Raw genomic sequence first — 12,886 nt, forward strand, 5'->3', positions numbered from 1 at the left:
CCAACCAATAAAACGTATATTGGTCTTCTGAACCCTGAAATCTAATTAGCCATTCTTGATTCTTTACAGCAAAAACGATCTGTATTAAAATTTGGGTATCGCTCCTACGGAGCTGGTGATAATTCAAAAACTTAGTGCTACAAAAATGAAACTCCTACGGAGCTTCCGCCATAAGTTAAATAATTATAAATCAAGTTAATAATAGAACAATTGCTAAGAAAGAAAACGAATTAGATTCTATATAACAAGTCAAGTAATTCAACAACCTGTTCTCCCATTCATCGCTATTGAACAACAATTACAAACCTTAATTTACTCAAACCTAGAAACAAATGCTTCTTGCTCCCCATAATTCGCTTGAGAATTATGATGCTCCAGAGGAGCAATATTTTTGTAGCATATTGTACCGTCTTTGATCGGAAGCTCCATAGGAGCGGCACATCCCAACCATTCAAACGTATATGGATCATCACAAGGAATATTGAATAACTATAGATACCTAGCCGTAAAAAACCTTTTGCATCTTACCTCCAATTTCCCTTTTTTGGGAAATAGCCGTAAATTGTTTGCATTATGGCAGAATAAGATCTGGCATCGTATCAAAATAACCATTCACCCATGAAAAATATTTTCCTAACCCTCAGCTTTTACCTACTATTTACCGGAATTATCCTCGCCCAAAGCAGCTATAGGCCCGATCTCTTTTTTAGAGAAGACTGGAAAGAAACACCGGCAGAAATCCCTGTCAACCAAAACCATGTGCAGAATGAAAATTTGACCGTTCAGCTATATGGACCTGGAAAGGACGTCATCAAAAAAAGCAACCATGAGAAACCTGTAGACGATCCTTTTTATATCTGGTCCGGACTATGTGAGGGCAACTGGATGCTAAGCCTAAAACACCGCCAACAAAATGTGGACCTTACAGGTTTTGCCAAAGTGAAATTCCGTTCCAAACAAGTTGGCCTAAGGGAACTTAGGATTTCACTGAAACTGGCTGACGGCAAGTGGCTGGTAAGCGACCAATCTGCCGGTGCCTCTAAAGACTGGCGCATCTGGGAATTCAATATACAGGACATCAACTGGCACCACCTGGACCCTGAAGGCATAGTAGCCATCGGTCCGGCCACTGATCCCGACCTTTCCAATGTAGAAGAAATCGGTTTTACAGATTTAATGCCCGGGGGACAATCAAAAGCTTGTTCAAGGCTGGACTGGATAGAAGTTCATGGCAGACCGGTGACAAGGTAAAGCCTTTGGAAACAAAGGTGCTCTTCCAGTAAAAATAATCACTTCAAACATCGACATTCAATTCATTTTGTTTATATTATTAACCATTAAATGTTAATAATATAAACAAAATGCACCTTAACTGCCACAGTTACTACAGCTTCAAGTACGGCACCCTTTCTGTTGAACAGCTTGTGGTGGAAGCCAAGAAGCAAAAACTCGACGCCTTGGCCCTGACAGATATCAACAGCTGTTCGGGGGTGTTTCCTTTTATCCGCGAGGCCCAGAAAAATGGCGTCCATCCCGTCATAGGAATAGATTTTCGCAATGGTAGCAAGCAGCAGTTTATAGGCCTGGCCAAAAACCAGGAGGGCTTTTATGAGTTGAACAGGTACCTTTCCCATCACCTGATGAACAAATTGCCTTTTCCCGAGAGGGCTCCCACATTCGATCACAGTGTGCTGATCTACCCTTTCACGGAGACATTCTTTACCCTGAAGGAAAATGAATACCTTGGTATACATCCTTCCCAACTCAATCGGCTCCCCTACAGTCCATGGGCCAAATACAAAGAACGGCTGGTGCTTTTACAACCGGTTTCCTTCGCCAGCAAAACAGCCTTTAATGCCCACCGCCTGCTACGTGCCATGGATGGCAATACACTGCTCAGCAAACTCCCTCTCAGCGAACAGGGAGATCCTACAGATCGGTTTTATGGCTATGCCGATATGGTTGGGCGCTGTGAAGGACACAGTTACCTGATTTACAATTCTCAAAAGCTTCTGGAACAGTGCCAGTTTTCCTTTTATTTTCAGGCCGTAAAAAACCGTAGAGACATTCTCGGGTCCGACTGGGAGGATTTTGATTACCTGCGGCAAGAAACATACAAAGGAGCCATTCGCCGTTATGGAAATTTGGATGAAACCAAAGAAAAACGCATCATTAAAGAGCTAGAGATAATCCAGCAAAAAGGCTTCGTTTCTTATTTTCTGATCAATTATGACATTGTCAATTTTGCACAACGCAAAAACTTCTTTTATGTGGGCAGAGGCAGTGGGGCCAACAGTATTGTGGCCTATTGTTTGGCCATTACGGATGTAGATCCCATAGAGTTGGACCTGTATTTCGAACGTTTCATTAACCTTTATCGGGAAAACCCACCGGATTTTGACCTTGATTTTTCTTGGAAAGACCGGGATGAAATCACCCGATATATCTTCAATACCTATAACCAACCCAAACAGGACCATGTCTGTCTGCTGGCTACTTTTAACACCTTCCAGTACAATTCCGTATTGAGGGAACTGGGAAAGGTCTTTGGGCTACCCAAATCAGAAATAGAATCTCTGATCTATCATGGTGACAAGCTGGAGAGCAGCAATTACATTCCCGACCAATACGGCAAACTAATCTATCAATATGCCAAAGTGATCCGCAATATGCCCTCTCATTTGAGCATTCATGCAGGCGGGATATTGATTTCCCACAAGCCCATTCACTATTACACCGCTACCGAGTTGCCGCCAAAAGGCTTTGCTACTTCCCAGTTTGACATGCATGTGGCTGAAGACATTGGTTTGCATAAATTTGATATACTGAGTCAAAGAGGCCTTGGACATATCAAAAGTGCATTGGAGCTGATCCATACAAATCAGGGAAAAACAGTGGATATCCGTCAGGTAGCTGCATTTAAGAAAGATCCTGCGATTAAAGCACATCTTCGTGAAGGCCGTACCATCGGGGCATTCTATGTAGAATCTCCCGCCATGCGCATGCTATTGGCCAAAATGAAAGCCGATGAATACCTGGAGCTGGTAGCTGCCAGTTCCATCATCCGCCCTGGTGTGGCCCGTTCGGGCATGATGCGGGAATACATTCTGAGACATGTTAATCCCGCCCGTAGGGAAAGGGCCCATCCGGTACTGAAGGACATCATGCCTGAGACGTACGGCATCATGGTCTATCAGGAAGATGTCATCAAAGTCGCCCACCATTTTGCCGGACTCACACTGAGCGAAGCAGATGTACTCCGTAGAGGTATGAGTGGCAAATCCCGTTCTAAAGGCGCCTTACAAAAAGTCAATGAACGCTTTTTCTCCAACTGTCAGGAAATGGGCAGGGATGCAACTGTAACAGGAGAAGTATGGCATCAGATCGAAAGCTTTGCCGGTTATTCCTTTGCCAAGGGACATTCGGCATCTTTTGCTGTGGAAAGCTATCAAAGCCTATACCTGAAAGCCCATTATCCTTTGGAGTTTATGGTGGCAGTTATCAATAATTTTGGTGGCTTTTACCATACTGAATTTTATATATACGAATTACGCATGAATGGGGCTGATGTACAGGCCCCACACCTAAACGAAAGTGACTACTTTACCAATATCAAGGGGAAGACCGTTTACCTGGGCTTTGTACATATGAAATACCTGCAACAAGAAACCTCCGGCAGATTATTGGCCGAAAGACAAAAGGCAGGCCCCTTTACCGGACTAACCGATTTTATTTCTCGGGTAGACATCAGTTTGGAGCAATTGCTGATTCTTATCCGCATCGGCTGCTTTCGGTTCACGGGCAAAAGCAAGCAAGAGTGTTTATGGGAGGCCCATTTTATCATGCACCGCAAAAAAAGCCCTACAGGTGGAAGTCAGCGCTTATTTGTCAATGCAGGATTTCGTGAGTTGAAGGCGCCGGTACTGGAAGATTTGGACCTGAGACAGGAAATTATCGATCAACTTGAAATATTGGAATTTCCGTTGATTAGCCCCTTCCACTTGGTAAAAGACCAGCAAACTACGGGAATTGCCGCATTGGAAATGAAGCAATTCCTTGGCAAGCGTGTGCAACTTATTGGATATCTCGTTACGGTCAAATATACACGTACCGTGAAAGGGGATGTAATGAATTTTGGCACTTTTATAGACAAGGACGGGCATTGGATAGACACGGTACACTTTCCTCCCGTGGTAAAAAAAACACCCTTAAAAGGGCGGGGCATCTACCTTCTCAAAGGCAAGGTAACCGAGGAATTTGATTTTTACAGCATAGAGGTAAGTAGTTGCGAAAGAATGGCCTATTGGAATGCAGAGGATTGACAAAAGAAAAAAGAGGAGGGTAATCATTTCAACACAAGACGTTCCAAGGAAATCCGCCGATAATATTTGATCATTCACTTTAAAAACGAATAAAACCCATATTGAAATGAAAATCTACCAAATTTTAATTAACTTAATAGTCGAACTATTAAGTTATGAGAAAAACAATTCTACTGCAACTCTGCTTGATCAATTGCCTCTTTTCATGTGGGCCCAAGGTTAGTGACACCCATTCTGTCACTTCCTACGCTTTAGAAATAGTAGATTCTGTGCAGGTGGATTTTCTAGGAAACCTGCAACTTTATGCGGTCCATTCCACCAAGGATTTATTCCTTTTCCATGAATTTCGACAAAATAAATTCATCCTCACGAATCAAAACGGAGAAATCCTATCCACCTTTGACCAGCCGGCTGATTCTCCCATCTCTTATGGCAATACCGCTTGTTCCGCTACTTTTGTAGGAGACAGTATTGTTGTCATGGGGAGACAAAAGCTGGTGATATATAACCTTGATTTTGATTATATTAAAAGTCATCAAAAACCCTATGCAGGTCAAGGTATGACTTACTCCGGCTTTGATCATTTGCATAAGGTCAATATAGGCGATGAAACCAACCTAGTTGCCTTTACCGGAGGAGCCCAACATCCAGTCGCAACAAATCAGGAGGACTATTACAACCATTTCAACACCTTTGACCTTATCAGCCTTGATTCAGGGGGCTTTGTACCCATTACTCCCCTGCATCCCAAAAGCAGGTACAAACAGGGTAAGGCTTTTAATTTTATCAGGCCAATGTTTCAGGTGAATGAAGACAAGATTCATTTTGTTTTTGCCACAGACACCTTATTTCATACCCATGACCTGAGCAAAGCGGAAAATGGATTAACCGTGGAAGGTATCCCATTTGATGATTTTATCCTTAATCCGGGATACCCATTTGGGGGAAGTGAAGATTACGACACTCCTAAGCCTAGGAAAGGTGAAGTAAAAAGCTATTTTAAGGTGGATGAGAAAGACCTGATCCTTTACCAGTCCGGCCTATCTCTTGAAAACACCCCACTCCGAGGAACTACTTCCCGAGAGGAATGGAACAAAATCAACGCTCGACTAAACCCCTTAAAATTTCTGGTAAGAGAAGCTGAAGGGGAATACAGCAAAGTAGGCCTCTGTCCCACCAATTTTACCCCTACACATGTAGATGGTAAAAATCGGTTGTGGGCGCGACAGCATGTTGAGCTTTTGGATCAGGAGCCTGAATTCTATACCATCTATCAGGTAGCATTGGTCCCGCAGTAGAAGTCATTGCTGGAAATAGCTAGAGAATTAATAGCCCCAAAAAGGGTACTTAGTGACGATATAGTAGATTTAGGCCTATTATAACTCGAAATCAGGTTGCTAGCACTGGTTATAAACAGATTTTTTGATTTTAAATGATATTTTTACAAATCACATCCAAAAAGTCGGATAAGATCCAATCGATGAATTTTGGAACCGCTAGCGATGTGAAATACATCATCCAGTAATCTCAAAAAGACAATCACTATGCGAGTAATTTTTCTTTCCGCAATTTTTTTGGTCTGCTTAAGTATGATTGCAGAAGCTCAAAATTCAGTAATGAATGATAGCCATATAAGGGTAAAACCAAATAATGGGATTAATGAAAGTTTAATTGACAGAGATAGGGCCGGGATCGTGCTTTCATCAAGAGCTAAAGGAGAGTCATTGCAAAATATCGATACTGAATTAGGTATAGTAATTTCTCCTCCAGCAGGCAGACTGGCAATTGTGGCGGATGGCAATTCTCCAGACCCGGATGATCTTGGTGGAACAGCTGTGAGTTTGGCATTGTTGCGGTCAGCTGGATTAACAGACAGGTTGGTGCATTACTCTCACAGTTGTGATTTGGTTAGAGGGGTAAGAATTTCTGAAAGGGCTGAAAGGGAGCGGCACTATTTGATGCAAGTAGCCTGCGATATTACAGCCCGCAGATGGGGAGGATATGATTCTCTGGTGTTTTTCGATGCCCTTTGGCAACAAGAGGAAACTGTCAATGATCTAGCTAAAGCCATAAATGAATCTTCGGCCGAAAACCCATTGTGGATCATTGAAGCAGGTGAGCCTGACATTATAGCACTCGCTTTGGAGGTGGCCGATAATGATAAATCCCAATTCGTAAAGGTAATTACCCATCATCCGGCAAATGACAATGCGGGAGATTTTTACACCTGGAAGCAGCTATTGGATTTTGGTGTTGAAGAAGTTCGCATTCCGGATCAAAATACAAACCTGAAGGTGGATTTATCACAATGGGATTGGGCTAAAAATCACGTTGATCCAAGAATTCAGTGGGTTTGGATGCTCGGGAAAATAGCTGAAGTAGATGATGTAGTCAAATTTCAAAAAGGTAAATGGGATTGCTCTGATGCCGGCATGGTGCTATATTGGATTACCGGAGCAACTGATGGAGGCATGAAATCAGGAACAGTAGAAAATGTAAAAAGTATATTATTGAATTATATTAAAATCAATCCGATGGCAGGTTAAAATTTGAATTAATATTTCTTTCCAAACTGTAAGTACTCTATAAACCAAGCCCAATTCTACTTCGAATTGAGCTTGGTATTATTCGGTTAGCTTACTCTTGTGTTATTGTCAATTACTTACAGCGATAGGTTTTACTTCTACATTGGTCGAATCAAGAACATTTACTTCATAGCCCAAATTGATGTCTAGGTTTCCAGAAGTTTCCATAAAGGCAGCTGCACCCTCCCTACTTACCTGCGTTTCCCAAGCATACAAACGTCTCAAATTAGGCAAATTTGAAAGGTGGGCAAGTCCTGCATCTGTAATACTTGTGCCATACAGGTTGAGTGATTCTAGGTAAGTCAGCCCCTGCAGATTTGCCAGCCCTGCATCTGTTACTGCTGTTTTTTCTGCCCTTAGTCTTGTAAGGTTTTTCAATTTCCCCACTTCCGCAAGTCCTTTATCAGACAGTTTGGTATCTTTTACATCCAACCAAGTAATTTGCTCAGGGAAATCCGCTGCTAATCTTGTAAGAATGGCATCTACTGAATCTTTTCTATACAATGTAACTTGCAACCAATTGTCTTCATTGGAAAGTCGCTTAATCGCAATGCCTTCATTCACGTATGCATTTAATTTTTCTTCTTCAATGGCTGTGGTACCTTCTGCCAGTAAAATTTCTACAGCGGATTTGTTTGCATTGGGATCAGACAGGGTAAGCAATACATTTTTCACTTCATCACCCGCCTCAAGTTCAGCCACTTTTTTATCAAATGACGCTCCTTCATTGATCCACCATTCTAGCAAAAGCACTTGTTCATCAGTGAGCTGTGACTTGCCTTTAGGGGGCATATGGTCATCGTGGTTTTCTTCCAAGTGAACCCTTTTGATCATTTCACTTTCTGCCGCACTTCCGGGTTCAAAAATGGCTCCATTTTCTCCACCTTTCATAAGGGCTTCAGGGGTATGCATTTGAAGGTCCCCTTTCTTCTTGCTGGCATTGTGACAGGAGTTGCAGCGCTGCTCCATGATGGGGTGGATGATGTCTACATACACCACCGCTTCATCTAGATTTTCGATTAATTTAGGCCCTTTTTCTTCCACAGGTATTCCGGCCAACTTTTTCATGGTATCGGGCATGTACTGGGTAAGGTAAGTAGAGCCATGTGTTAGCGATCCGCCATAATGACCGGCACCTGCAAGGAACAACATCATCACAGACAGGGTCCCTGTATAGGCCCGTTGAATTTGTATCAAAGGCTTTTTTTCTCGTTTATAATGTAATCCCCAAGCTGCAAAAGCAAAGACCACCAATAAAATCCCTGCCCATTTGTGAATAAACAAAAGGTCCTCTCCATAGTCTCCAGCTTGGGCCAACATTAAACCCAGCACAGCAGTGAGCAGTGAAGACAATGCGCCAAGGGCCAAAACAAAACCAACAGCAGGTTTAAGGTAAGAAAACTGGTCTTTTCTGGACAGCAATTCCATAAGAAATCCAAGGGCTAAAAAGCCTATGGGTAAGTGTAAAAACAGGGGGTGAAACCTGCCGAAGAAAATAATAATATCTGATCCTTGCTCCATTTAATTTATGCGATAACTTTACTAACTACTTTACCGGACACGTCCGTCAATCTAAAATCTCTTCCCTGTGCAAAATAGGTAAACTTTTCATGATCCATACCCATTAAATGCAAAATGGTAGCCTGCAAATCATGGACATGGACTTTATCCTGAATACCATAATAACCTATTTCGTCGGTTTCTCCAAGGGTAAAACCACCTTTTACACCACCACCGGCCATCCATACCGGAAAAGCTTCTGTATGATGATCTCTTCCTTTAAATGGCCACTCTTTCCCTCCCCTATTTTCTTGCATAGGCGTGCGCCCAAACTCTCCTCCCCAAACAACCAGGGTATCATCAAGCAAACCCCTTTGTTTCAAGTCTTTAACCAAGGCTGTCATGGCCTTATCTATTGGCTTACATTTAATTGGCAGGCCTGTGTCCAATGCTTCTCTCTCTGCTACGCCATGCATGTCCCATCCCCAATCAAACAATTGTACAAAACGAACGCCCTTTTCAATCAGCCTCCTGGCTAGCAGACAATTATTGGCAAAAGAAGTCTTTCCCGGCTCCGTCCCATACATTTCATGAATGTATTCAGGTTCATCTTTGATATCCATTACCTCCGGGACAGAGGTTTGCATGCGATAAGCCATTTCATATTGTGAGATTCTGGTCAGGGTCTCAGGATCTCCAAATTCTTTGTATTCTTTCTCGTTGATCTGGTTGATGGCATCTATGGTTTGCTTTCTAAGATTTCCATCTATACCGGAAGGATTGGAAACATAGAGTACCGGGTCACCTTCAGAGCGACATTGCACGCCTTGATAAACAGAAGGCAAAAACCCACTTCCCCAGACTGATTTCCCTGCATCCGGGGTATTCCCTCCAGAAACCAAAACCATAAATCCCGGTAAATCTTCATTTTCGGAACCTAGGCCATAAGTAACCCAACTTCCCATACTTGGACGTCCGAGCCGTGGTGATCCCGTTTGCAAAAGTAATTGTGCAGGTGCATGGTTAAATTGGTCTGTGTGCATGGTTTTAATCAAGGTCACATCATCCACTATGCTTGAAAAATGGGGTAAATTGTCGGAAACCATCATCCCTGAATTCCCTCTGGGAGAAAATTCAGCTTGTGGTCCAAGCATCTTAGGCACGCCTTGAATAAAGGCAAATTTCTTCCCTTCCAAGAGAGACTGTGGGCAATCTTTCCCATCCAATTTGGCCAACTCAGGTTTGTAATCAAACAGCTCTAACTGAGAAGGTGCTCCGGCCATGTGCAGGTAAATGATCCGCTTGGCACTGGGTGCAAAATGAGGAACCTGCTTGCGAACAAAGGCCTCTATATCTGCCTGAGTATTTGTAGAATTACTTCTTCCACAACCCAATAAACTTCCCAAAGCAATTCCACCCAAACCGGTGGTACACTGCTTGATAAAGTGTCTTCTCGTCCGGCTTTGCAGTTCCCTATATTGATATTCACTCGTTAAATCAATTCTTTTACTCATGATTTCATCAGAAATTCGTCCAAATTCATTACCACATTGGCCATTACTGTCAACACAGCCAATTCTTTGTCCTCTTCCCCTGTTAATTTACAAATCTCCTCAGGGCTATTTTCAAAATAAGTTTGAGTTTGATGGTAAACATCTTTTAAGTCTTCCAGTTTTTCTTCACTAATCCCCCTCAACATAGCCAAACTATAAAGCAAGGAAAGTTGCGTATTCACATCAGCTGATTCGTTTTTCAGCACCCTTCTACCAAGAGCTATTGCAGCATCCAGATAAACCGGATCATTTAAAGTCACCAAAGCCTGAAGCGGTGTATTGGTTGCTATTCTTTTCGGTAAGCAAAACTCCCTGCTGGGCGCATCAAAGGATATAATGGATGGATAAGGACTTGTTCTTCTCCAAAATGTATACAATGCTCTTCTGTATTTATCATCTCCTTTGCTGGTTTCCCATTTAGTACCACTGTATACGACTTGCCAAATTCCTTCCGGCTGTTCGGGCATCACACTTTTTCCAAGCATTTTTTTACTGAGTAACCCGGATACTGCGAGTGATTGATCCCTTACTTGCTCAGCATTCAACCTCAATCGGGGGCCTCTAGCCAGCCACTCGTTTAACGGATCTTTCTCTTTGGCTTCTTGGGTATAATGGGATGACTGCCTGTAGGTAGCTGACATGACTATTTCTTTCATCAATTTTTTCATGTCCCATTTAAGGTCCTCCCTAAATTTGATCGCCAGCCAATCAAGTAATTCAGGATGTGTGGGCGCAAATCCCTGAGAACCAAAATCCTCCAAAGAAGATACAATCCCTCTACCGAAAAACTGTTCCCAAATTCGGTTTACCATGACCCTAGCCGTAAGTGGATTTTCCTCGCTAAACATCCACTGTGCCAAACCCATACGGTTTTCTTCATACTTGTCAAAAGGATTCCAAATCTCCGGAACGCCAACATCTACCTCCTCTCCGGGTACCATCCAGCTCCCTTTCTCAAACACCCTGGAAATCCTTTGGTGATTAGCGGGAAGATCAACCATTACAGGGGTTGTCTCCTTCTCCTTTTCAGAATTAAAAAGCGCATACATTGCTTGTTCAATTTCAGGGTAATTTTCTTTATCCCCACCTGGTAAAGCATGATGAAGCATCAGCCACTCGAAGGTACTCGTTTGCTCTACCTCTTCTTTTCCTTCCCAAACAAGGTACAGGTCATGCTTGCCTTTTATAGGTTTTATGGGCAATGTGATTACCTCATTGAGATAATAGGTTACCTCCTTATTTTCTTCCTCATCAAATTCCTTTTTAAACCTTGCCTTTACCTTCCATGTTCCTATTTCTGCTCCATTGATACTGTCTAAACGAAAAGTAATCTTCCCCTCGTCCCCATTGGTTCTTGCTTTAAATACCAATCGATCTTCTCCTTCAAATGAAAGGGCTTTAGTGAAAGCATATACTTTCTCATTCACCTTAAAAGTAGCCGTTCCCTGAATGGGTAGGCCTTTGTCCATTTGATAAAAATAATGTGCATAAAGTTTGGGCACGCCCAACCTAAGCAATTGGGTGTAATATTTGCCCTTTCTACCTTCATCACCATTTTCATTCGCCCAATTTTTAATCTGAGCTAATTTCTCCAGGTCCTCATCCTCCTTATACGTTATCAATACAGGTGATTCACTGGGTACATCAGCATCTGCTGATTGGTTAAAAAATGCCATACTTCGGAAATAATCTTCGTGGCGAATAGGGTCATAAGGATGGCTATGACATTGTACACATTCCATTGTGGTTCCTTGTAAGACCGTCCATGTGGCATTCACCCTATCTAATACAGCCGCCACCCGAAATTCTTCATTGTCTGTGCCCCCTTCGTCATTGTTCATTGTATTGCGGTGAAAAGCGGTTGCAATAAAATCTTGGTCAGTAGCATCCGATTTTAAATCTCCTGCCAATTGGGCCTTAACAAATTGATCGTACGGAATATTCTCATTGAATGCATTTATAAGCCAATCCCGGTATTTCCAAATTTCCCTTGGCCTATCTGCTTCATAGCCTTTTGAGTCAGCATACCTGGCCAAATCCATCCACATGGCAGCCCAGCGTTCCCCATAGGCAGGTGAAGCCAATAAGCTGTCCACAGCCTTTTCATAAGCATTATCGGAACTGTCATTAAGAAAATCCTGCATTTCCTCTAGGCTGGGGGGCAAGCCTGTGATATCCAAGCTTAGCCTTCTTAATAAGGACTGTTTGTCCGAAATAGGGTTAGGACTCAGTTGTTTTTCTTCCAACTTAGCTTTAATAAAATGATCTATTTCATTACCGACCCATTTGAAATCTATCTCGGGAACTTCTGGTTTTTCAGGCGCTTTATAGGCCCAATGATCCTTCCATTGGGCACCTTGGTTGATCCAGCGAGAAAACAAAGCGACCTCTTCATCAGAAAGTGGTTCCTCCTCCAGAGGCATGCGGTACTCAGGATCTGTATGGGTAATTCTTTGAATAAGCTCACTTTTCTTGATATTACCTGGAACGATTGCTCTTTCTCCCGATTCATTGACTTCCAATGCTTCTTCTTCAAATAATAAACTGAAGCCCCCGGAGCGTTTCACACCTCCATGACAAGCTATGCATTTATTATTAATTATCGGTCGAATGTCACGATTGAAATCGACCCTTTCTCCCAGCATGACCTGGGGAATAAATTTATGCTTATTTTCTAAGGGTACTACACGAACAACCCACCATATTAACCCTAAAATAAATGCAGATGATAATACTATTAATACGTTTTTTTGATTGATCATAATTATGGTTTTGGCCAATCCGCCTAATCACCAAACAAAGTAAAGAAAAACATGCTCAATTCAAATATAAGATTTAAGGAAAGGTAAAAACAAGAATTATTAGACAACAAAAAAAGGTAAGCGCCGAACACTTACCTTTACCAAAAAGAAGATTAAAAAGTTCA

7 protein-coding genes are annotated in these 12,886 nt (G+C 42.4%); 4 read left to right on the top strand and 3 right to left on the bottom strand.

What is annotated here, in order from left to right; translation table 11 throughout:
• Positions 1 to 618 precede the first annotated feature (618 nt).
• The 4 genes from Q4534_RS22715 to Q4534_RS22730 all read left to right on the top strand — a co-directional run bounded on the left by Q4534_RS22715 (position 619) and on the right by Q4534_RS22730 (position 6,868).
• Positions 619 to 1,251 carry a hypothetical protein gene (locus Q4534_RS22715; protein WP_303615456.1) on the top strand — a complete coding sequence of 211 codons (633 nt, stop codon included), beginning with the start codon at positions 619 to 621 and terminating at the stop codon, positions 1,249 to 1,251.
• Positions 1,252 to 1,361: 110 nt separating this feature from the next.
• Positions 1,362 to 4,322 (top strand): DNA polymerase III subunit alpha, encoded by a 2,961-nt coding sequence (locus tag Q4534_RS22720; RefSeq protein ID WP_303615457.1) that lies wholly within the window; start codon positions 1,362 to 1,364, stop codon positions 4,320 to 4,322.
• A gap of 155 nt (positions 4,323 to 4,477) precedes the next feature.
• Positions 4,478 to 5,620 (top strand): hypothetical protein, encoded by a 1,143-nt coding sequence (locus Q4534_RS22725; protein WP_303615458.1) that lies wholly within the window; start codon positions 4,478 to 4,480, stop codon positions 5,618 to 5,620.
• A gap of 291 nt (positions 5,621 to 5,911) precedes the next feature.
• Positions 5,912 to 6,868 (top strand): hypothetical protein, encoded by a 957-nt coding sequence (locus Q4534_RS22730; RefSeq protein ID WP_303615459.1) that lies wholly within the window; start codon positions 5,912 to 5,914, stop codon positions 6,866 to 6,868.
• A gap of 108 nt (positions 6,869 to 6,976) precedes the next feature.
• Here Q4534_RS22730 and Q4534_RS22735 read toward each other — a convergent pair whose 3' ends face one another.
• From Q4534_RS22735 to Q4534_RS22745, 3 genes are read right to left on the bottom strand one after another with little or no spacing between them, the layout of a single operon-like run.
• The gene (locus tag Q4534_RS22735; RefSeq protein WP_303615460.1) at positions 6,977 to 8,428 is read right to left on the bottom strand and encodes a c-type cytochrome domain-containing protein; all 1,452 of its coding nucleotides are present in this window, start codon (positions 8,426 to 8,428) and stop codon (positions 6,977 to 6,979) included.
• Between the two features lie 5 nt (positions 8,429 to 8,433).
• Positions 8,434 to 9,921: a DUF1501 domain-containing protein gene (locus Q4534_RS22740; RefSeq protein WP_303615461.1), complete on the bottom strand. Its 1,488-nt coding sequence runs from the start codon at positions 9,919 to 9,921 to the stop codon at positions 8,434 to 8,436.
• Entirely contained in the window at positions 9,918 to 12,722 is a 2,805-nt protein-coding gene (locus Q4534_RS22745; RefSeq protein ID WP_303615462.1) for a DUF1553 domain-containing protein, read from the bottom strand. The genes Q4534_RS22740 and Q4534_RS22745 overlap by 4 nt, the downstream gene beginning before the upstream one ends.
• Between the last annotated feature and the right edge of the window lie 164 nt (positions 12,723 to 12,886).

It is taken from the genome of Cyclobacterium sp. 1_MG-2023 (assembly GCF_030546805.1).
In the GTDB taxonomy this organism is placed as follows: domain Bacteria; phylum Bacteroidota; class Bacteroidia; order Cytophagales; family Cyclobacteriaceae; genus Cyclobacterium.